Source organism: Streptomyces sp. NPDC052682 (assembly GCF_040678435.1).
GTDB lineage: Bacteria > Actinomycetota > Actinomycetes > Streptomycetales > Streptomycetaceae > Streptomyces.
This window is the reverse complement of record NZ_JBFATS010000008.1, coordinates 56543-78152: the sequence shown is the minus strand read 5'-3', so window position 1 is coordinate 78152 and position 21610 is coordinate 56543. Positions and strand designations below refer to the sequence as shown.

General features: G+C 72.0%; 15 protein-coding genes, 4 tRNA genes and 1 other RNA gene. 9 read left to right on the top strand and 11 right to left on the bottom strand.

Annotation, left to right across the window (positions count from 1 at the left end; translation table 11 throughout):
- Nucleotides 1-118 precede the first annotated feature (118 nt).
- From AB0K80_RS14360 to AB0K80_RS14350, 3 genes are all read right to left on the bottom strand, one after another.
- Nucleotides 119-1471: a hypothetical protein gene (locus AB0K80_RS14360; protein ID WP_365669268.1), complete on the bottom strand. Its 1353-nt coding sequence runs from the start codon at nucleotides 1469-1471 to the stop codon at nucleotides 119-121.
- The gene (locus AB0K80_RS14355) at nucleotides 1468-3468 is read right to left on the bottom strand and encodes an N-6 DNA methylase (RefSeq protein WP_365669267.1); all 2001 of its coding nucleotides are present in this window, start codon (nucleotides 3466-3468) and stop codon (nucleotides 1468-1470) included. Before AB0K80_RS14355 ends, AB0K80_RS14360 begins: the two co-directional genes overlap by 4 nt.
- Before the next feature lie 491 nt (nucleotides 3469-3959).
- Nucleotides 3960-4047, bottom strand: a tRNA-Ser gene (locus tag AB0K80_RS14350).
- A 72-nt stretch (nucleotides 4048-4119) separates the two neighbouring features.
- Here AB0K80_RS14350 and ffs point away from each other — a divergent pair.
- The 6 genes from ffs (at nucleotide 4120) to AB0K80_RS14320 (ending at nucleotide 13271) form a co-directional block, all read left to right on the top strand.
- Nucleotides 4120-4218: signal recognition particle sRNA small type (gene ffs, locus AB0K80_RS14345), an RNA gene on the top strand.
- An 81-nt stretch (nucleotides 4219-4299) separates the two neighbouring features.
- Nucleotides 4300-6723, top strand: coding sequence for a DNA polymerase III subunit gamma and tau (locus AB0K80_RS14340; RefSeq protein WP_365669265.1), 2424 nt, complete (start codon nucleotides 4300-4302; stop codon nucleotides 6721-6723).
- Between the two features lie 134 nt (nucleotides 6724-6857).
- Nucleotides 6858-8132 carry a phosphoribosylamine--glycine ligase gene (gene purD / locus AB0K80_RS14335; protein ID WP_365669263.1) on the top strand — a complete coding sequence of 425 codons (1275 nt, stop codon included), beginning with the start codon at nucleotides 6858-6860 and terminating at the stop codon, nucleotides 8130-8132.
- Nucleotides 8133-8484: 352 nt separating this feature from the next.
- On the top strand, nucleotides 8485-10569 hold the full coding sequence (locus AB0K80_RS14330) for a hypothetical protein (RefSeq protein ID WP_365669710.1): 2085 nt from the start codon (nucleotides 8485-8487) through the stop codon (nucleotides 10567-10569).
- A 213-nt stretch (nucleotides 10570-10782) separates the two neighbouring features.
- Nucleotides 10783-12303 carry a N,N-dimethylformamidase beta subunit family domain-containing protein gene (locus tag AB0K80_RS14325; RefSeq protein ID WP_365669261.1) on the top strand — a complete coding sequence of 507 codons (1521 nt, stop codon included), beginning with the start codon at nucleotides 10783-10785 and terminating at the stop codon, nucleotides 12301-12303.
- Nucleotides 12304-12371: 68 nt separating this feature from the next.
- The gene (locus AB0K80_RS14320) at nucleotides 12372-13271 is read left to right on the top strand and encodes a phosphoribosylaminoimidazolesuccinocarboxamide synthase (RefSeq protein ID WP_365669259.1); all 900 of its coding nucleotides are present in this window, start codon (nucleotides 12372-12374) and stop codon (nucleotides 13269-13271) included.
- A 71-nt stretch (nucleotides 13272-13342) separates the two neighbouring features.
- On the opposite strand, the gene AB0K80_RS14315 is transcribed toward AB0K80_RS14320, so the two are convergent.
- The 8 genes from AB0K80_RS14315 to AB0K80_RS14280 all read right to left on the bottom strand — a co-directional run bounded on the left by AB0K80_RS14315 (nucleotide 13343) and on the right by AB0K80_RS14280 (nucleotide 18031).
- Nucleotides 13343-13418 (bottom strand) — tRNA-Gly (locus AB0K80_RS14315).
- Nucleotides 13419-13441: 23 nt separating this feature from the next.
- On the bottom strand, nucleotides 13442-14062 hold the full coding sequence (locus AB0K80_RS14310; RefSeq protein ID WP_365669257.1) for a response regulator transcription factor: 621 nt from the start codon (nucleotides 14060-14062) through the stop codon (nucleotides 13442-13444).
- Nucleotides 14059-15468 (bottom strand): histidine kinase, encoded by a 1410-nt coding sequence (locus AB0K80_RS14305; RefSeq protein ID WP_365669255.1) that lies wholly within the window; start codon nucleotides 15466-15468, stop codon nucleotides 14059-14061. Before AB0K80_RS14305 ends, AB0K80_RS14310 begins: the two co-directional genes overlap by 4 nt.
- A gap of 21 nt (nucleotides 15469-15489) precedes the next feature.
- On the bottom strand, nucleotides 15490-16266 hold the full coding sequence (locus AB0K80_RS14300; protein ID WP_365669253.1) for an ABC transporter permease: 777 nt from the start codon (nucleotides 16264-16266) through the stop codon (nucleotides 15490-15492).
- Nucleotides 16263-17216: an ABC transporter ATP-binding protein gene (locus AB0K80_RS14295; RefSeq protein ID WP_365669251.1), complete on the bottom strand. Its 954-nt coding sequence runs from the start codon at nucleotides 17214-17216 to the stop codon at nucleotides 16263-16265. The genes AB0K80_RS14300 and AB0K80_RS14295 overlap by 4 nt, the downstream gene beginning before the upstream one ends.
- Before the next feature lie 139 nt (nucleotides 17217-17355).
- Nucleotides 17356-17428 (bottom strand) — tRNA-Gly (locus AB0K80_RS14290).
- Nucleotides 17429-17509: 81 nt separating this feature from the next.
- Nucleotides 17510-17581: transfer RNA gene (locus AB0K80_RS14285), tRNA-Gly, on the bottom strand.
- A gap of 132 nt (nucleotides 17582-17713) precedes the next feature.
- On the bottom strand, nucleotides 17714-18031 hold the full coding sequence (locus AB0K80_RS14280) for an Lsr2 family protein (RefSeq protein WP_365669250.1): 318 nt from the start codon (nucleotides 18029-18031) through the stop codon (nucleotides 17714-17716).
- Nucleotides 18032-18342: 311 nt separating this feature from the next.
- On the opposite strand from AB0K80_RS14280, the gene purS reads away from it, so the two are divergent.
- Genes purS through purL form a run of 3 tightly spaced genes read left to right on the top strand, consistent with a single transcriptional unit; the run spans nucleotide 18343 to nucleotide 21538 of the window.
- Nucleotides 18343-18606, top strand: a complete 264-nt coding sequence (gene purS / locus AB0K80_RS14275) for a phosphoribosylformylglycinamidine synthase subunit PurS (RefSeq protein WP_010045045.1) — start codon at nucleotides 18343-18345, stop codon at nucleotides 18604-18606.
- Nucleotides 18603-19283, top strand: a complete 681-nt coding sequence (purQ, locus tag AB0K80_RS14270; protein ID WP_365669248.1) for a phosphoribosylformylglycinamidine synthase subunit PurQ — start codon at nucleotides 18603-18605, stop codon at nucleotides 19281-19283. The genes purS and purQ overlap by 4 nt, the downstream gene beginning before the upstream one ends.
- A complete protein-coding gene (gene purL / locus AB0K80_RS14265; protein ID WP_365669246.1) occupies nucleotides 19280-21538 on the top strand; it encodes a phosphoribosylformylglycinamidine synthase subunit PurL in 2259 nt (752 codons plus the stop codon). The genes purQ and purL overlap by 4 nt, the downstream gene beginning before the upstream one ends.
- Nucleotides 21539-21610 lie beyond the last annotated feature (72 nt).

The following is a 21610-nucleotide window of genomic DNA, read 5'->3' as shown; positions in this document are numbered from 1 at the left end:
GTGATCTCAGGGGTGGCTCAGGGGCCGAGCGGCGCGACGAGGCCCGGCAACCGACTCCCGTTGCCGGGCCTCCGTGTTCAGAGAACGCTCCCGAACGCTGAACGGATGCTCGCGCGCGTCAGATCCCGAGACCCTTGAGCGTGTCCTCTACGAGCCTGACCGCCTCGGCGCTCTTCTTCGTGGAGGCTGACAGGTCGTCCCATGCGGCCTGCGCCGCCTCCGCGTCGACTGCGTTGAGCGGAGGGATCAGGATCCTCTCCAAGTCGGACTCGTATAGCGCGTCGACGACTGACCCGCAGGCCAGCGCCGCGATCTGCTGTTGGACGATGTCCGAGGCCATCGAGGCCCAGATCCAGCCAGTGTGACCGCTGTCCTTCGGGATCGCGCGGCCGACGTGGCCGGAGGCGAACCAGCCAGCGCGCTCCTCCAGCACTACGGAGGGGTATCCGAGGGATTCTTCGGCCCGCCCATCGGCCTGGAAGGTGATCCACCCCTTACCGAGGCCATACCCGGAGTCCTTGTCGACCGATCGAGCGGAGATGTTCTTCGCGCCGACGACGTCGAGCTGCAGGATTTGCCGGCCCGAGAGGAACGGCGTCCCTTCCTCGGGGCCGACGTAGTAGAGCTTCGGCCGCCCTCCCGGCTTGAGGATGTCGGCCGCTTGTCCGAGCTCGACCCCACCGTCCGCCGCGAGGCGGTCGCGGAGGTCGCCGATGTGCTCGGCGTGGTACGCCGCGTCGAGCCGGGACCCCAGGTCGCTGGCCTTCACCGTCCAGCCTTTCCGGAACGGCTTGGCCGGCTCGCTGGGGTACTTCTCGTTGATGCCCTCGACGACAGCGCGCAGGGCGATACGGGCGGCCCCACGGATCTCGACCGCCTCGCGCATCAGGCGAGCGACCTCGTCCCGGATCGAGTCGATGAACGGGATCCGGACGTTGGAGACCTGGTCGATGGTGATGTGGTCGATGACTGAGCCGTTGAGGTCGCCCCGGAGCAGCGCCTGGCCGGTCGGGGACTGGAGCACAGCCAGCGTGTAGTACCGATCCACCTCGTCGGCGATGGTCATCCGGATCATGTCGTGCGACAGGGCGAAGCGCGCGAGGTAGTCGTCGGCGATGGTGAGCGGCCCCAGGTTCCGGCCGGAGCATGTCTGGAGCAGATCGCCGGCCTGGATCCGGTAGTCATCCAGGTTCTCAGTGCGGGTAAGCGACAGCCGGTCGGCCTCGGGCGGGAGAAACTCGAAGACATCGTAGGGGCGCAGGTAGGACACATACTCCTCGCCCGGCGCGGCGTAGACCCGCTTGAACCGAGACGGAGCCCGCACGTCGGCGTAGTCGCCGACCGCGCGCAGGTCCACCTCGGACGCGTTCTGCAGCACGACCTTGATGCGCACGGCGGGCGCGGCGAAGTAACGGGCGTCGAGCCGGTTCCCCTCGCGGAGGGCGACGGAGCGGACGGGTGCGAGCTTCATCGCTGCTCCTCCAGCCACTTGCGGTAGGCTTCGGCGACCTCGGGCAGCTCGTCATCGACCTGGCGGTCGGTCAGCTCGACCTCACGGAGGACTTCTCTGCCGGTCTTCTGGTCGATCTCGGCGATAGTCTCGATCCGTTTGACCAGCGCGTCGGAGCCGTCTGCGGTCCGCCGCCAGATTACGTTGCCGCGCTTGTCGTGACCGACCTTCTCCGCGACGGCCATGAACAGTGGGTAGTCGAGGCCCCCGGCCTCCGCCGCGGCCTCCTCTTCGGCCGACAAGCGGCGCATGAGCACCATCGAGGTCTGCGTGTCGTTGCCCGGCTGGAACAGGTCGCGGTGCATGTCGACTACGGCCAGGATCTGGGCCTTCTTCAGGAGCCAGCTGCGGACGTAGGCGGTGCTCGGGTTGTTGAGGATGCCGTTCGGGATGACCATCGCCATCCGGCCGGTGCCGGGGGCGAGCAGCTGCAGCGCACGCTCGATGAACAGGATCTCCGGCGGCTGGGACTTCTGCAGCACCCGGTTGCCGTGCTTGTCGAGCCGGATCGACCAGTTGCCGTCGTCGTCCTGGTCCCACACGGCCGCGAGGTCGTACTGGGAGAGGATGTCCTCGTCGTCGATTGGGATCTTCGCGCCGAACGGAGGATTGGACACGATGACGTCAATCGAGCCCAGGGGCACGGCCTCGCGCAGGCTCCTGGACCACTTGTGGGGGTTCTCCAGGGTGTTGGCCTGGAACAGGCCGCCGGAGCCGTCGTTGTTCATGACCATGTTCATCTTCGCGGCACGGACGAGCGCGGGATTCAGGTCGATGCCGAGGACGCACTGGCGGAAGTACTCGTCCCTGCGGCGGTAGAGCTCGTCGCGCTCGAAGTCGGTGCCCTGCGCGGGGTCGTCCCATTGCTCGCGCTCCGTGCGTTCGATGTACTCGAGCGCGTGGTTCATCGCGGTGATCAGGAAGCCGCCGGTACCGCAGGACGGGTCGAGGAGCCGCTCCCCCGGCTGGGGGTCGAGCATGGTGACCGCCATGCGGCAGGCGTTGCGCGGCGTGAAGAATTCCCCTCGGTCGCCGCGCAGGTTCGACCCGACGATCTCCTCATAGGCGACGCCCTTGACATCGACCGGCGACCGCAGCAGGGAGTAGCCCTGCAGCTCGGTGACCACGTACGCCACGACCTCGGGCTTGAGGTCGATGTCGGTGTCCTTGGCATCGAATATCATCGGGTACTTCTTGACCACCCGCTGCTCGAAGAGCCCCTGGATGCGCTTCTTCGCCGCAGATGCGACGGTCGAGCTCCCGCGCTCGGAGGGCGTCGCGAAGAAGTTCAGCTTCGGTGCCCGCTCGTCCTCGATCTTCGTGAAGATCAGCTTGAGCAGCTCCCAGAACGCCTCCGTCTTCTGCTTGCCCTCGTGCGCCGCGATGTAGTTGTGGCAGCGCCGGAACGCGAAGAGCAGGTTGTCGGCCGTGGCGACCTTCAGGTCCTTGCGGCTGGGCCGCTGGGCGTCGGCCTCGGTCTGGCCGAATCCGGGGATGTCGATGATCTCCTCGAACGTCCAGCCGCCCTTCCCATCACCGCGCTTGGCGAAGCAGAACCGGTCGGTGCCGTTCGTCCACATCCCGTACTGGGCGTTGAGGCACGAGGCCATGTACGACTGGAGCTGACCGACGCCCTCCGTGCGGTGGGTCGGCTTGACGTCAGCTTTCTTGGTCTCGACCAGGATGTACGCGTTCGCCTGGGTGTGGTCAGCGCCCTTTCCGAAGACCACGATGTCGACGCGCTTGCGCGCCGACCCGACTCTGATGGTGAACTCCGGGGCGCAGTCGGCCGGGGCGTACTTGTACTGCCGGACGAGGGCCTTCTCGATGTTCTGCCGGACGTACTCCTCGGGCGTGTCGTTGACGAACTTCCCGGTCAGGAAGTCGGCAACCTTGCCGTCCGGGACGGACCCGACCGGGGTCACTGACGGGGTGGGCACGGGCGTCGCGACGGACACGTGGTTTCCTTCTCACAGTCACCGGATGTAAGCCCACATCTTGCCGCACGGAGACGGTCGTGCGCACGAGGACCTCTCAGCCGCCGACGAGAAGTCGTATGGCTTCACCTCGGGAACCGTCGAGCCGCTCAATCCGAGCACCGACTCCCACCACTGGAAGCGGCCCCTGCGCAAGGCTGGCACTTGCGACGGCCACCACACCGACTCGACTGTTCTGTTCCTGCTCGGTGTATCGGAGCGGATCGTGATGGTGATCACGGGCTGGTCGCCCTCGATGGCCCAGCGCTACCAGCGCGTGACCGCGTCGATGTCGAACGATGTCGGCAGGAAGATCGGCGGACTCTGTGGGCGACATCGGATCTCGCCCAGAGGAGCTCGGCGAAGACGCAGCCTGAGGCTCATAGCTCCAACTGAGACCAAAAATGAGACCAGGGAACAACGAAGGTCCCGGCCGCTGTGCGGTCGGGACCTTCGTTTCGGCTGGTCAGCCGTGGCGGAGGATACGAGATTCGAACTCGTGAGGGGTTGCCCCCAACACGCTTTCCAAGCGTGCGCCCTAGGCCTCTAGGCGAATCCTCCGCCGGAAACATTACATGACCGAGAGGAGTGCTCGCGAACTCGTTCCCCGCCCCCGGCATCGGGTACTCTTCGGGAAGCCCCTCACGCGGCGCTATCTGACTGAACTCCCCCAGGGCCGGAAGGCAGCAAGGGTAGGTTGGCTCTGGCGGGTGCGTGGGGGGCGCTTGCGTTCTCCGGCTGCGGTCGCAGGGCCCGCCTGCCCGGCATCCGCGGCCGGGCCCGTTGTCGGTGGGCGCCTATAACCTCGTAAGCGTGTCGTCTCTCGCGCTGTACCGCCGCTATCGCCCGGAGTCCTTTGCCGAGGTCATCGGGCAGGAGCATGTCACCGACCCGCTGCAGCAGGCGCTGCGGAACAACCGGGTCAATCACGCGTACCTGTTCAGCGGTCCGCGTGGCTGCGGGAAGACCACCAGCGCGCGCATCCTCGCGCGGTGCCTGAACTGCGAGCAGGGGCCCACGCCGACCCCGTGCGGGGAGTGCCAGTCCTGCCGGGACCTCGCGCGGAACGGGCCCGGCTCCATCGACGTCATCGAGATCGACGCCGCGTCGCACGGTGGCGTCGACGACGCCCGTGACCTGCGGGAAAAGGCCTTCTTCGGCCCGGCGCGGAGCCGGTACAAGATCTACATCATCGACGAGGCCCACATGGTCACGTCGGCCGGCTTCAACGCGCTGCTGAAGGTCGTCGAGGAACCGCCCGAGCACCTGAAGTTCATCTTCGCGACCACCGAGCCCGAGAAGGTCATCGGGACGATCCGGTCGCGGACCCATCACTATCCCTTCCGGCTCGTGCCGCCCGGGACGCTGCGCGACTACCTCGCCGAGGTCTGCCAGAAGGAGGACATCCCGGTCGAGGACGGGGTGCTTCCGCTGGTCGTGCGGGCCGGCGGCGGGTCCGTCCGTGACTCGATGTCCGTCATGGACCAGCTGCTGGCCGGCGCCGGCCCAGACGGTGTGACCTACGCCATGGCCACCGCGCTGCTCGGCTACACCGACGGCTCGCTGCTCGACTCCGTCGTCGAGGCCTTCGCGACCGGCGACGGCGCCGCCGCCTTCGAGGTCGTCGACCGGGTCATCGAGGGCGGCAACGACCCGCGGCGCTTCGTCGCCGACCTGCTGGAGCGGCTGCGGGACCTGGTGATCCTCGCCGCCGTGCCGGACGCCGCGGACAAGGGGCTCATCGACGCCCCGGCCGACGTCCTGGAGCGGATGCAGGCCCAGGCCGGCGCCTTCGGCGCCGCCGAGCTGAGCCGCGCCGCCGACCTCGTCAACGAGGGCCTGACCGAGATGCGCGGCGCCACCTCGCCCCGGCTCCAGCTCGAGCTGATCTGCGCCCGGGTGCTGCTGCCCGCCGCCTACGGCGACGAACGGTCGGTCATGGCCCGCCTCGACCGGCTGGAACGCGGCGTGCACTTCTCGGCGGGGGGCGGCATGCCCGCCATGGGGTACGTCCCCGGGCCCGACGCCCATGCCGCCCACGGCGGAGCGCCCGCTCCGGTGGCGCCGGGGGGCGGTCCCGCCGCGGCCCGGGCCGCCGTACGGGGTTCCGGTACGCCCGTGGCGGCCGGGACCTCCGGGACCTCCGGGACCTCCGGGACCTCCGGGGCTCCGCATGGCAGTGACGGTGGTACGACGCCCGGGGCCGGGGTTTCCGGCGTGACCCCGGCGGCCGGTGCCGCCGCCCCCGGCCCTGCTGCCGCCGCCTCCGCCCCCGCTGCCGGTGGGCAACCTCAGCCGGCTCAGACGCCGCCCGCAGCGCCCCCGGCCCAGCCACCGGCCCCGGCGCCCGTGCCCGCAGCCGCGCCCGCACCCGGGGCCTGGCCCACCGCCGCCCCCGCCGGCAGCGGCCGTCGCCCCGGCGGCTGGCCCACCGCAGCCCCCGCGGGCGGCGGGCAGCCCCCGGCCGCGTCCCCCGCCTCCGCACCAGCGCCCCCGGCCACCCGCGCCATGCCCGCCGCCCAGGCCACGCCCGCCGCCCAAGCCGCGCCCGCCCCCGCCGCGCCCTCCCCGGGCGGCCTCGACCCCCGCATGCTCTGGCCGAACATCCTGGAGGCCGTCAAGAACCGCCGGCGGTTCACCTGGATCCTGCTCAGCCAGAACGCCCAGGTGACCGGCTTCGACGGCACGACCCTCCAGCTCGGCTTCGTCAACGCGGGCGCCCGCGACAACTTCCTCAGCAGCGGCAGCGAGGAGGTGCTGCGGCAGGCGCTCGCCGAGCAGTTCACCGTCCAGTGGAAGATCGAGGCGATCGTCGACCCGTCCGGCGGCACCGCCGCTCCTGCCTCCGGAGGCCCCGGAGGGCCCGGCGGCCCGGGCCCCTCCGGCTTCGGCGCCCGCGGCGCAAACACGGGCGGCGGCTACGGCGGAGGCAGCACCGGCAGCGGCTACGGCGGAACCGGCGGCGCCCCCACCGCCCAGCGCCCCGCGGCCCCGGCACCGCAGACAGCCCCCTCCGCCCCCGCCCAGCCGACGGCCGCCCCGGCGTCGAGACCGGCACCCGCCCCGGCGGCCCCGGCCCCCCGCCCCTCCGCCGCCCCCGAGCCGCCCCCTGTCTCCCCCGAGGACGACATCCCCGAGGACGACGATCCCGACCTCGACGAGTCGGCCCTGTCCGGCCAGGAGCTCATCGTCCGGGAGCTGGGGGCGACGGTCGTGGAGGAGTACACGAACGAGTAGCCGGGCGGTACGGCACCCCCGTACGAGCGGGGCGCGTGACGCCCGGCCCTTGGAGGAACACACGAACCCGTCCCGCCCTCTCCTTGAGCGGCCCGCACAAACCCCCCGGCCCCCCTCCCGTTAGGCTGACCCCCGTGAAGGTCCTCGTCATCGGCAGCGGCGCCCGCGAACACGCCCTGTGCCACTCCCTGTCCCACGACCCCGACGTCACCGCGCTGCACTGCGCGCCCGGCAACGCCGGCATCGCCGAGGTCGCCGAGCTGCACCAGGTCGACGCCCTGGACGGCGCGGCCGTAGCCACGCTGGCCACGCGGCTCGGCGTGGACCTCGTGGTGGTCGGCCCGGAGGCGCCGCTCGTCGCCGGTGTCGCCGACGCCGTACGCGAGGCGGGCATCGCGGTCTTCGGCCCCTCCAAGGAGGCCGCCCAGCTCGAGGGGTCCAAGGCCTTCGCCAAGGACGTCATGGCGGCGGCCGGGGTGCCCACGGCGCGGTCGTACGTCTGTACGACGGCGGAAGAGGTCGACGCGGCGCTCGACGCCTTCGGCGCACCGTACGTCGTGAAGGACGACGGGCTCGCGGCCGGCAAGGGCGTCGTCGTCACCGGCGACATCGACCAGGCCAGGGCCCATGCCGCGGCCTGCGACCGGGTGGTCATCGAGGAGTACCTCGACGGGCCCGAGGTCTCCCTCTTCGCGGTCACCGACGGCGAGACGGTCGTGCCGCTCCAGCCCGCCCAGGACTTCAAGCGCGCCCTCGACGACGACGAGGGCCCGAACACCGGCGGCATGGGCGCCTACTCCCCGCTGCCCTGGGCCGACCCGAAGCTGGTCGACGAAGTGCTCCAGACCGTGCTCCAGCCCACGGTCGACGAGATGCGCCGCCGCGGCACCCCGTTCTCCGGGCTGCTGTACGCCGGTCTCGCGATCACCTCCCGGGGTGTCCGGGTCATCGAGTTCAACGCCCGTTTCGGAGACCCCGAGACCCAGGTCGTGCTGGCCCGCCTGAAGACCCCGCTGGCCGGTGTCCTGATGGCCGCCGCCACCGGCAACCTCGGCCACCTGGAGCCGCTGCGCTGGAGCGACGACGCCGCGGTCACCGTGGTCGTCGCCTCGCACAACTACCCGGGCACGCCCCGCACCGGCGACCCGATCACGGGCCTGGACGAGGTCGCCGCCCAGGACGCCCCCCACGCGTACGTGCTGCACGCCGGGACCCGCCGCGAGGGCGACGCCGTCGTCAGCGCGGGCGGCCGCGTGCTGTCGGTCACGGCCACCGGCCAGGACCTCGCCGAGGCCCGCGACCGCGCCTACCGGGCCGTCTCCCGCATCCGCCTCGACGGCTCCCAGCACCGTACGGACATCGCGGCGAAGGCGGCGGCCCAGGCGGCCCAGGGCCCCCAGGGAGCCTGAGTCCGGGCCGTCGGCCGCCCTCGATGAACCCCGATGAACCTCACAGGCCCCGGATTCGTCTCAGAATCCGGGGCCTGTTCTCGTGAGCGGGTCCACTCCCGGGGACCCGACCAGAACCCGGGGCCTGATCCTCGCCATACGTCATCACCTCTCCCCAAAGCCATTCCATCGAGTGACCGGTGCCGCATCCGGCTGACGGGGGCCGAGGCCCCAACTAGGGTGCCGCGCAAGCGTTCCGGCACTTGGCCCATCGGCATTGCGATGTCAGTCGCGGGTGCCACAGTGGGGGAGTGAGCAACACCAGGACAGCGTCAGGACAGCGCGGAGGGGGTGAGCTCGGACCGTGACCGGAATGGGTGTGGAGGCGGGGGCACAGGCCGCGCGCGCCCGGGCGCTCGCCGTGCTGCGCGTCCGCAGCCGGGCCCTGGCCGTCGCCCTGCTGCCCGCCGCCGTCGCCGTGGTGCTGATCGCCGGTGCCTTGACGGACCATCTCGTCGGCCCGGGCTGGGACGCCGCGCGCTGGGTGATGACGCCCCTGGCCGTCCTCGTCCTGCTCGCCGTCGGCGCGATCGCCCTGGTGGTGGCCCGGGCCCGTCCCGCCATGAGCCCGACGGTGCCGCTGGCCGAGGAGGCGGCCCCGGACCTGTACCGGATGGTGCGCGACCTCGCCGACCGGCTCGACGTGCCCGCCCCGTCCGCCATAGCGCTCACCCCGGACTGCGACAGCTGGCTGGAGGACCGCACCCACCCGGCACACGGCCCGCCGTCCCGCACACGCCCCCGGACGGCCCACGAGCCCGACGGCCGCGACCGAGCGGGCGACCGCGACGGGCTGACCGGCCGCGACCGGCCCGACGACCTCGACAGCCCGGCCCGCTCCGTCCACCCCCGCACCGCCGACGCCCCCGTCCTCGTCATAGGCTCCCCGTTCCTGTGGTGGATGCGGGTCGGCGAGCTCCGCGCGGTCCTCGCCCCGGTCGTCGCCGGTACGGGACCCGCCGCGCACCCGGACATAGCCGCCGCCCGGCGCTTCGTCCGGGGGCTGGACGCCGCCGTGGCGGTGGCCTCGAGCCGGCTGCGCTGCCCGCTGTCCCGGCTGGTGTGCGCGGGCCTCGGCTGGATCGCCCGGCTGCTCCTGCGCAGCTGCCGCGGCCATGCCGTCGAGATGGAGCGCGGGGTGGCCGCCGCGGCCGCCGAGCGCGCACAGGCTGTGGATTACGGGCTGCGGATCGTCGCCCAGGAACAGGTCGGTCTCGCCTACGCCGGCTGGGACCGCCTGCTCACCCGGGTCGCGCTGCCCGCCTGGCGGATGGGCCGCTGGCCCTCCCGGCTGGACGCCGGTGTGGTCGCCGCGCTCACCGAACTGTCCCGCCGGGACCGGCTCGCGGAGGGCTTCGCCTCCCGGCTGGGCGAGCGCCCGGCCTGCGACCTGCTGGAGGAGCCCGGAGCCGTGGACGAGGCGGCCTCCTTGCTCGCCGCCCGGCTCTTCCACGGCGGCCCCGCCGAACCCGGCCCGCACTGGGCGCCGGTGGACTGGAGCGAGTACCCGGAGGAGGTCGTGGACCGCAAGTGGCGCACCGACGCGGCCCGCCTGCACCGCGTCCTGGACGCCATGGGCGTACGCCCCGCCGCCGACGGCCCGGCGGCCGCCGGCGCCGGCGGCCCCACCCTCGCCCGCGTCATCGACCACCTCGCCGACCGCACCCCGGCCCCCGACCGGCCCCTGAGCGGCTCCGGGACAGCCATCCACCCAACCGCACCCGAGGCCCCAGCAGCACCCCGAACCCCATCCGCTCCCGCAGCCCCAGAAGCCCCCGGAGACGCCGCCCCCGCCCCGGCCCCCCGCCCAACCCCTGCCGACGGTGAAGACGACCGCGCCGCAGACGCCCGCGCCGCAAACGACCGCGCCCCCGACGACGACCTGTCCGGCACCACCGCCCGCAGCGCCGCCCTGGCCGCCCGCCTCAGCACCGAACTGGCCCGCGAACAGAACGCCACCGCCCGAACCCCCGCCCACACGGCCACTACCTCCGCCCCCGCCGCAGCCACCCCGCTCACCCAGGGCCTCCCGGACCTCCCGGACCTCCCGGACACGGCACCGGGCACCGCACCCCCCACCGCCCCGGCCACCGCCGCCGAGACCGCCCTCTGGGACGACCGCGCCCTGCCGCTCTTCCCCCTCCAGCCCCCGCGCACGGCCCGCGAACTGCTCGCCGACCACCTCACCGCCATGGTCTGCTGCGCGGCCATGGACACCGCCGGCGCGGCCCCGGGCCTCGACTGGCTCGACGGCCCCACCCTGCTCGTCGGCGGCGAACGGGCCGCCGACCTCAGCCCCGGAGTCCTGGCCCTGATCGAGGACGGCGACCCCACCCCCCTGCGGGCCTGGCTGTCCCGGCTCGGCATACGCCCCGAGAAGCCGGTACGGCTCGGCTGAAGCCGGAGCGACACCTTCCGCTTTCGGTCAATTCAAGACGAACGGTGACGGAGTGCGCGCGTTATGTGATGTGCTTGGACCGATCGCGCCCATGGCAAGGGCGCGCGGCACACGCCGGACACACAACCGGACACACATACCGGCCACACAGGCGGCATCAGCAGCGCAAGCGGCACGGCACGACCACGGGGGCGAGAGGGAGGGGAGCCATCCATGGGTTCGGAGCAGATCCGCCGCTGGGAGTCGGGGGCCCTCGCGCACGCCGTGACGGATCCCTTCGGGCAGGGGCCCGTCCCGTGGCTGCGCGGCAGGGAGACGTACGTCGCCGAGTCGGGCCAGGTCGTCCCCTGGTACGTCGACCAGGAAGCGGCTCCCGCGCAGACACGGGTGCCCGCCCCCCGCTCCGGCGGAGGCCGCCGTCCCGGCGGCGCCCCCCGCTCCGGCGGCGGCCCCCGCTCGGCGGACGACGTCCACCTCCAGATCAAGGGCTTCACCGCCACGGGCGCCGCGGCGCCCGGCGAGGCGATCGACTTCCACATCACGGTCGACCCGCCCCAGGAGTTCAGCGTCGACATCTACCGCATCGGCCACTACGACGGCCACGGCGCCGCCAAGATCACCACCAGCCCCCGCCTGTCCGGCATGGTCCAGCCCCCGCCGCTCACCGCCGACCGTACGGTCTCCTGCCACCACTGGTGGCTGTCCTGGCGGTTGCAGATCCCGTCGCACTGGCTGACCGGCGCGTACGTCGCCGTCCTGACCACCGCCGACGGCTACCGCTCCCACGTGCCGTTCACGGTCCGCGACGACCGCCCCGCGGACCTGCTCCTGGTGCTGCCCGACATCACCTGGCAGGCCTACAACCTCTACCCGGAGGACGGCCGCACGGGCGCCAGCCTCTACCACGCCTGGGACGAGACCGGCCGCCTGCTGGGCGAGGCCGACGCCGCCACGACCGTCTCCTTCGACCGCCCGTACGCCGGCTGGGGCCTGCCCCTGCACGTCGGCCACGCCTACGACGTGATCCGCTGGGCCGAGCGGTACGGCTACGACCTCGCCTACGCCGACGCCCGCGACCTGCACTCCGGCCGCGTCGACCCGACCCGCTACCGGGGCCTGGTCTTCCCCGGCCACGACGAGTACTGGTCCCTTCCCATGCGCCGCGCGGCGGAACAGGCCCGCGACCACGGCACCTCCCTCGTCTTCCTCTCCGCCAACACCATGTACTGGCAGGTCGAACTCGGCCCCTCCCCGTCCGGCGCCCCCGACCGTCTGCTGACCTGCCGCAAACGCAAGGGCCCGGGCAAGCCGGTGCTGTGGCGGGAGATCGACCGCGCGGAGCAGCTCCTCCTCGGCATCCAGTACGCGGGCCACGTACCGCGGCCGCACCCGCTGATCGTGCGCAACGCAGGCCACTGGCTGTGGGACGCGACCGGCGCGCGCGAGGGCGACGCGATCGAGGGCCTGGTGGCGGGCGAGGCCGACCGTTACTTCCCGCGCACCCCGCTGCCCGAGCACGAGGAGCGGGTGCTGCTCGCCCACTCCCCGTACACCGACAAGGAGGGCGTCGTCCGCCACCAGGAGACGTCCCTGTACCGCGCCCCGTCCGGCGCCTGGGTGTTCGCGTCCGGGACGTTCGCCTGGTCCCCGGCACTGGACCGCCCCGGCCACGTCGACGCCCGCATCCAGCGCGCCACCGCCAACCTTCTGGACCGCATCTGCAAACGCGACTGACCCACTGTCCGCGACGGCCGCCCCGTACGGGAGAATCGGACCATTGGACAGAACCACGGGGAGGAACCGTGTCCGGATTCGTCGAGAAGCCCGAGCCGATCCAGGTCCCGGGCCTGGTGCATCTGCACACCGGCAAGGTGCGCGACCTGTACCAGAACGAGGCGGGCGACCTCGTGATGGTCGCCAGCGACCGTATCTCCGCCTACGACTGGGTGCTGCCGACCGAGATCCCCGACAAGGGCCGCATCCTCACCCAGCTGTCCCTGTGGTGGTTCGACCAGCTCGCCGACCTGGTCCCCAGCCACGTCCTGAGCACCGAGCTGCCCCCGGGCGCCCCCGCCGACTGGCAGGGCCGCACCCTGGTCTGCAAGTCGCTGCAGATGGTGCCCGTGGAGTGCGTGGCCCGCGGCTACCTCACCGGCTCGGGCCTGGCCGAGTACAACGAGTCCCGTACGGTCTGCGGCCTCGCGCTCCCCGAGGGCCTGGTCGACGGCTCGGAGCTGCCCGCCCCGATCTTCACCCCGGCCACCAAGGCCGCCGTCGGCGAGCACGACGAGAACGTCTCCTACGAGGAGGTCGCCCGCCAGGTCGGCGCCGACACCGCCGCCCGCCTGCGCCAGGCGACCCTCGCCGCCTACTCCCGCGCCCGGGACATCGCCCGTGACCGGGGCATCATCCTGGCGGACACCAAGTTCGAGTTCGGCTTCGAGGGCGAGGAGCTGGTCATCGCGGACGAGGTGCTCACGCCCGACTCCTCCCGCTTCTGGCCGGCCGACCAGTGGCAGCCGGGCCGGGCGCAGCCGTCGTACGACAAGCAGTACGTCCGCGACTGGCTGACCTCCGCGGAGTCCGGCTGGGACCGCAGGAGCGAGCAGCCCCCGCCGCCGCTGCCGCAGCACGTCGTGGACGCCACCCGCGCCAAGTACGTCGAGGCGTACGAGCGGCTGACGGGTGTGAGCTGGAGCTGACCGGGTACCCGGGGCCCCCGCGGGTGTCCGGGGACGCCGAAGGCCCCGGTCGATGACCGGGGCCTTGATGCTGGAGCGGACGACGAGGCTCGAACTCGCGACCTCAACCTTGGCAAGGTTGCGCTCTACCAACTGAGCTACGTCCGCGTTGCGCCGTGGCGCGAGAGCAACTATACCCAACCTCGCTCGCGCGCGAGACGCACCGCCGCATGCCGGTTCTCCGCCCCGAGCTTCGCCATGGCCGACGACAGGTAGTTGCGTACGGTCCCCTGCGACAGCGCGGCCCGTTCCGCGATCTCCGCGACGGGCGCCCCGTCGGCGGCGAGCTCCAGCACCTCCGCCTCCCGGGCGGTCAGCGGCGAGTCCCCGGAGGCGATCGCGTCGGCGGCCAACTCGGGATCGACGTAACGGTTTCCGGCGTGCACGGTCCGGATGATCTCGGCGAGCCGCTGCGCGCTGACGGTCTTCGGCACGAAGCCGCGCACCCCGGCCGCGAGCGCCCGTTTCAGATGCCCGGGCCGCCCGTGACTGGTCACGATCAGCACCCGGCACCCGGGCAGCTCGGCCCGGAGCGATGTGGCGACCTTCACACCGTCCGCGCCGGGCATCTGCAGATCGAGCACGGCCACGTCGGGCCGGTGCGCCCGGGCCATCGCCAGCGCCTCGGGCCCGGTGGCGGCCTCGGCGACGACCAGCAGGTCGTCCTCCAACGCCAGGAGCGCGGCGAGCGCGCCCCGGATGAGGTGCTCGTCATCGGCGAGCAGCACGCGAACGGACACCCCGCCGGTCACGACCCCACCTCGCTCCCGGCACGCCGCGACTGCGGCCCGACCACAGCCCCCACCGCATCGGTGCCGCCTGCGGCCCCGCCCTGCTCACCGGACACCGTGCAGAGGCCGTCCCCGCAGTGCTCACCGGCAACCGCCGTACCGGCCCTCACCTCCCCCGCCCCCGGCCGCAGCGGTACCTCGGCGGTCAGGCGGAACAGCCCCCGCCCGGCCGGCCCGGCCCGCAGGGTGCCGCCGGTCTGTGCCAACCGCTCCCGCAGCCCGGCCAGCCCAGACCCCCCGCCGGCACCCCGGCCCGCCGTTCCCTGCTCCCCGCCGGCGCCCGGCACCGCCCCCTTCTGCGGCACTCCGTCGTTCTCCACCGAGAGGAGCACCGACCGGCCCGGCCGCACCTCCAGCCGTATCTCGCAGCGCCGCGCGTCCCCGTGGCGCAGGACGTTGGTCGTGGCCTCCCGGACGACCCAGCCCAGCGCGGACTGCACCGCCGGCGGCAGCCCGGCGGCCGACCCGGTGACCGTGCAGTCGATGCCCGCGGCCTCCAGGACACCCCGCGCGCCGACGAGTTCCGTGTCGAGGTTCGCCTCCCGGTAGCCGCGGACGACCTCGCGCACCTCCCGCTGCGCCTCCTGCGCCAGCCGCTGCACCTCGGTCATGTGGGCCACCGCCTCCGGCCGCCCCCGCTGGGCGAGCTGCGCGGCCAGTTCGCTCTTGAGGGCGAGGACCGCGAGGTTGCGCCCCATCACGTCGTGCAGGTCCCGGGCGAACCGCAGCCGTTCCTCGGCGACGGCGAGCCGGGCCCGGGTCTCGCGGGCCTCGTCGAGCTCGTAGACGGCGTTCAGCAGCCAGACGGAGAAGACGCAGATCGCGGCGAAGATCCCGCCGCCGATCAGCACCGCCGCCGCCGAGACCAGCGGGGCGAGGCCGGAGACGCCCGCCAGGTACGCCACGAGCGCGGTCCCGGCCGCGAAGGACGCGACGACCGCGCACGCCCGGCGCCGGTCGCGGGCCCCGAGGGCGACGATCCCGGACCCGAAACACATCGCACCGCCGAAGACCTGGACCGCCGAGGTCTCCAGGTCCTCGCCGCCGGGGCCGTGTTCGGCCAGGACGAGCGAGGCGATCCCGACGACCGCGGTGGCCGCGCTCATCGCCCACAGCGTCCGTACGGGCCGCTCACGGCTGCCCCGCGTCCAGTCGAGGATCCGCGACGTGGTCACCGACAAGGCCACGGCGTGCCCGGTGACGAGCAGTACCAGCAGGCTCGCGTACCGCGTCTGAACCTGGCCGAGGGCCGGGACCCCCAGTACGGCCACCTCCGTCACCCCGAAGGAGTGGAACGACCAACGCGTGTACGTCTCGACCTTGGCCGGCGTGCTCTTTCGCCGCCACCATCCCCCCGGTCTGCGCATCCGTCCGCTCCCCCAAGTTCCTCAGCGCCGCGGTTCCCACCGGAACCACCGCCGTACAGCAAACACCGCAACGACCGTCCAGGCCAGGCCCGTTGCCACGGCACTCAGCGCCTCGTACGCCGGCAGCTCGCCGGTCCAGCCGCCGCGCACCAGCGTGATGGCAGGGCTCAGCGGCAGCAGTTCGCACACGGAGGCCAGCCGGTCGGGCAGCACCTCCAGGGGCATGCCGATGCCCGAGCCGAGCAGCGACACCAGCAGGAAGGGCATCGGGGTGACCTGCGCGCTCTCCGAGGTCCGGGTGACACTCGCGGTCAGCGCCGCGAGCGCCGCGCACAGCACCAGCCCCGACAGCAGCCCCACGACAGCGAGATGGGGAGCCCGGGGTGCGGGAATCTCCAGCAGCACCGTGCAGCCCGCCGCCAGCAGCAGCGACTGGGCGAGGCCCGTGGCGGCGGCCGGCAGCGCGCAGCCCGCCAGGATCTCGGCGTCCCGCAGCTCGCCGGTGCGCAGCCGCTTCAGGACGAGTTCCTCGCGCCGGGTGACGTAGCTGCCGACGAGTGCGCTGTAGACGGCGAACAGCAGCGAGAAACCGACCGCGGCCGGCAGGACGACCGTGCCGACATCGAGCCCGGCCGCGGCCAGGTCCATCTCCTCCGCCGCCGACCGCACGGTCACCGGCAGCACCAGCGGCACGAACAGCGCGGCGACGAGCGTGCCCCTGCTGCGCCCCAGCAGCGTCACCTCGGCCCGGGCCAGCGTCGTCATCCGCCCCCAAGGCGTGGTCATCGCGTCACTCATGCCACGAACTCCCCGACCGTCTCCGACGCCTCGCGTGCGATCCCCAGGAACGCCTCCTCCAGTGAGGCGGACCGCACATCCAGCCGCCGCAGTTCGACCCCGGCCCGCTCGGCCCACCCCAGCAGCCCCGTCGCGGCCCGTTGCAACTCCCGCGTGCGCAGCCGTACGACCCGGCCCTCGACCTCGTGCCCGCACACGCCCAGTTCGCCGAGCGGCGGCAGGTCGCCGACGAAGTAGCCGTCGGGCAGTTCGAAGGAGATGCGGGAGGGCTGGGCGGCGGTCACCTCGGCCGGTGTTCCGGCGGCCGCGACGCGCCCCTCGTGCAGGATCGCCAGCCGGTCGGCCAGCGACTCGGCCTCCTCCAGGTAGTGCGTGGTCAGCAGTACGGTCGTACCGCCGTCGCGCAGCGCCCGCACCAACTCCCAGGTGGCGCGGCGCCCTTCGACGTCGAGCCCGGTCGTCGGCTCGTCGAGGAACAGCACCTCGGGCCTGCCCAGCAGCGCGAGCGCCAGATCCAGCCGCCGCCGCTCCCCGCCCGACAGCTGCTTCACCCGTACGCCGGCCCTGCCCTCCAGCCCGACCAGCGCGAGCGCCTCCGGCACCGGCCGCGCCCCGCTCACGCACCCCGCCCACATCCGGGCGGTCTCCGCGACGGTCAGCTCGGACGGGAAGCCGCCCTCCTGCAGCATCACCCCGGTCCGGGACCGTACGGCGTCCCGGTCGGTGTACGGGTCGTGGCCGAGGACCCGGACCCGTCCGCCGGCCGGCGGCGCGAGTCCTTCCAGCAGTTCGACCGTGGAGGTCTTGCCCGCGCCGTTGGTGCCCAGCAGCGCGAAGACCTCCGCGCGCGCCACGGAGAAACTGATCCCGCGCACCGCCTCGAACCCGCCCCCGTACACACGCCGCAGGTCAGTGACCTCAATCACGTGTTCGTATGCGTTCGCCCTCATGCCTTCAGCGTTCCGGCGGCTCGGGCCGGGCAGCAGTGCGCGCTGTCATCACTCGGCATGACAAATGTCAGATCACCGGGTGCGGAAACCCGGAACACGGCGAAGACCCCGGTCCATCAGGACCGGGGTCTCATTCCCGAGCGGACGACGAGGCTCGAACTCGCGACCTCAACCTTGGCAAGGTTGCGCTCTACCAACTGAGCTACGTCCGCATATGCTCCCGACCAGCTTTCACCGGTCGGTGCGAGCACCAGCCTACCTGATCCACTTTCGTGCTCGGTACGGCGGTGCAGAGCGGGTGACAGGAATCGCACACTGCGCCTTCCCCCTGGAAGGGGGATGTTCTACTACTGAACTACACCCGCGTGACCAGAGTGGCTGGGCCTTCGCGGCCTCGCCCCTCGGCGTGCTCCAGACTCTAGCTGATCAGCGGGGGTGCTGCGCAAGTCGGTTGTGCCGAGGGGTGGCTGACCGGCCACCAGGCGGGGCCTTCGCGGTCACTGCGCCGCGGCGAACGCCTCGTAGACCCTCTTGGGGATGCGTCCGCGCGCGGGGACCTCCAGCTTGTTGGCCTGCGCCCAGGCGCGCACGGCCGCCGGGTCGGGCGCGACCTCCGTCTGCTGGTAGGCCCGGCCGGAGCGGGCCCGCTTGCGGCCGGCCGCCACGTACGGCGCGAGCGCCTTGCGCAGGTTTCTGGCATTGGTTTCGTTCAGGTCGATCTCGTACGACTTGCCGTCGAGTCCGAAGGCGATCGTTTCCGCCGCTTCCGAGCCGTCCATGTCGTCGAAAAGAGTGACCACGACCTTCTGCGCCACGAATATCGGTCCCTTCGTGCGGCACGTCTATACAGCTCAGCTGCGGATGACGTGCCGATTATCGGCTATTGCCAATTCATTTGTACAGTGCCCGGCAAACCGAGGCGAAACCCGACTGAATCTGCCTGCGCGGCCCGGTGCTATAGGCGTGCGTGACAGCAGGGGAATCTTTCCCGGAACTTTTCCTTCCTGTCTGCCGGAGATGCCGAATCGTGACCGGGCTCACGTAGATTCCTCCAACTCTACTCGCGTAGAAATTTTGTGCGGGTAGTCTGAAGGAACCTGCTCAGCACCACACACCGGGAGTGCCAGTGGCACGCGTCGTAGTCGACGTCATGCTCAAGCCGGAGATCCTCGACCCCCAGGGCCAGGCGGTGCAGCGCGCACTGCCGCGGCTGGGTTTCGAAGGGATCTCGGACGTCCGCCAGGGAAAGCGTTTCGAACTGGAAGTGGACGGGCCGGTCGACGAGGCCGCCCTCGCCCGTATCCACGATCTTGCGGAATCCTTCCTCGCCAACACCGTGATCGAGGACTTCACCGTCCGGGTCGAGGAAGTCGCGGAGGCCGTGAAGTGACCGCTCGTATTGGCGTCGTCACTTTCCCGGGTTCGCTCGACGACCGGGACACACAGCGTGCGATCCGTGTCGCGGGTGCCGAACCGGTCGCCCTGTGGCACAAGGACAAGGACCTCAAGCAGGTCGACGCCGTGGTGCTGTGCGGCGGGTTCTCCTACGGCGACTACCTGCGCGCCGGGGCCATCGCCCGCTTCTCGCCGGTGATGGAGCCGCTGATCGAGCAGGCGAAGGCCGGTCTGCCGGTCCTCGGCATCTGCAACGGCTTCCAGATCCTCACCGAGGCGCACCTGCTGCCCGGCGCCATGCTCGGCAACGACCACCTGCACTTCATCTGCCGTGACCAGAAGCTGCGGGTGGAGAACGCGGACACCGCCTGGACCACCGACTACACGGCCGGCCAGGAGATCCACATCCCGCTGAAGAACATGGACGGCCGGTACGTCGCCGACGAGTACACGCTGGACAAGCTGGAGGCCGAGGGCCGGGTCGCGTTCCGCTACCTCGGCTTCAACCCCAACGGCTCGCTCAACGACATCGCCGGCATCACCAACGAGGCCGGCAACGTCGTCGGCCTGATGCCGCACCCCGAGCACGCCGTGGAGCCGCTGATCGGCACCGGCCGCACCGACGGTCTCCCCTTCTTCACCTCGATCCTCAAGAAGCTGGTCAACGTATGAGCCGGACGCCTCTGGACACGGTCGAGCACGCGGCCGCGACCCCCGACGTCGAGCTGCCCTGGGCCGAACTCGGCCTGAAGAAGGACGAGTACGAGCGCGTGGTCGAGATCCTCGGCCGCCGGCCCACCGGTGCCGAGCTCGCCATGTACTCGGTCATGTGGTCCGAGCACTGCTCGTACAAGTCCTCCAAGGTCCACCTGCGCCAGTTCGGCCAGAAGGCCCCCGAGAACGACGCCCTGCTGGTCGGCATCGGCGAGAACGCCGGTGTCGTCGACGTCGGCCAGGGCTACGCGGTCACCTTCAAGGTCGAGTCGCACAACCACCCCTCCTACGTCGAGCCGTACCAGGGCGCGGCCACCGGTGTCGGCGGCATCGTCCGCGACATCATCGCCATGGGCGCCCGGCCGGTGGCCGTGGTCGACCCGCTGCGCTTCGGCGCCGCCGACCACCCCGACACCAAGCGCGTGCTGCCGGGCGTGGTCGCGGGCATCGGCGGCTACGGCAACTGCCTGGGCCTGCCCAACATCGGCGGCGAGGTCGTCTTCGACGCCTGCTACCAGGGCAACCCGCTGGTCAACGCGGGCTGCATCGGTGTGATGCGGCACGAGGACATCCACCTGGCGAAGGCCTCCGGTGCGGGCAACAAGGTCATCCTGTACGGGGCCCGGACCGGCGGCGACGGCATCGGCGGCGCCTCGATCCTGGCCTCCGAGACCTTCGACGACGCCAAGCCCTCCAAGCGCCCGGCCGTCCAGGTCGGCGACCCCTTCCAGGAGAAGCTCCTCATCGAGTGCACCCTGGAGGCCTTCAGGGAGAATCTGGTCGTCGGCATCCAGGACCTCGGCGCGGCCGGTCTGTCCTGCGCCACGAGCGAGCTCGCCTCGAACGGCTCCGGCGGCATGCGCGTCACCCTGGACGACGTGCCCCTGCGCGACTCCACGCTCTCGCCCGAGGAGATCCTCATGAGCGAGTCGCAGGAGCGCATGTGCGCGGTCGTCGAGCCCGACAAGGTCGAGCGCTTCCTGCAGATCTGCGACAAGTGGGACGTCATCGCCACCGTCATCGGTGAGGTCACCGACGGCGACCGGCTGGAGATCTTCTGGCACGGCGAGAAGATCGTCGACGTCGACCCGCGCACGGTCGCCCACGAGGGCCCGGAGTACGAGCGTCCGTACGCCCGCCCCGAGTGGCAGGACGCGCTCCAGGCCGACGACGCCGGCAAGCTGCCGCGCCCGCAGACCTCCGAGGAGCTCAAGGACCAGGTCCTGAAGCTGGTCGCCTCCCCGAACCAGGCCTCCAAGTCCTGGATCACCTCGCAGTACGACCGTTTCGTGCAGGGCAACACGGTCCTCGCCCAGCCCGAGGACTCCGGCATGATCCGCATCGACGAGGAGACCGGCCTGGGCGTGGCCATCGCCACCGACGGCAACGGGCGGTACGCCAAGCTCGACCCGTACACGGGCGCGCAGCTGGCCCTCGCCGAGGCCTACCGCAACGTGGCCACCACCGGCGCCAAGCCGCTGGCGGTCTCCGACTGCCTGAACTTCGGCTCCCCCGAGGACCCGGCCGTCATGTGGCAGTTCGCCGAGGCCGTGCGCGGTCTCGCGGACGCCTGCCAGCAGCTGGGCACCCCGGTGACCGGCGGCAACGTCTCGCTCTACAACCAGACGGGGGAGGCCGCCATCCACCCGACCCCGGTCGTCGCCGTCCTCGGCGTGATCGACGACGTGGCCCGCCGCACCCCGGTCGCCTTCCAGGAGGAGGGCCAGCTGCTGTACCTCCTCGGCGACACGCGTGAGGAGTTCGGCGGCTCGGCGTGGTCCCAGGTGATCCACGACCACCTGGGCGGTCTGCCCCCGCAGGTCGACCTGGAGCGGGAGCGGCTGCTCGCCGAGATCCTGATCGCCGCGTCCCGCGACGGCATGATCGACTCCGCGCACGACCTGTCCGACGGCGGTCTGATCCAGGCCGTGGTCGAGTCGGCGCTGCTCGGCGACAAGGGCGCCCGCCTGGTCGTGCCCGACGGTCTGGACACCTTCACCTTCCTGTTCTCCGAGTCGGCCGGCCGCGCGATCGTCGCCGTGCCGCGCTCGGAGGAGCTGCGCTTCACCGACATGTGCGGGGCCCGGGGCCTGCCGGCCACCCGCATCGGTGTCGTCGACGGCGACACGGTGGAGGTGCAGGGCGAGTTCACCCTCACCCTGGCCGAGCTGCGCGAGGCACACGAGGGCACGATCCCGGCCCTGCTCGCGTAACCCCTCGCTGCACGAGCCCCCGTCCGGTCCTCCGGGCGGGGGCTTCGTCGTGTCCGGACCCCGTCGCCCCTT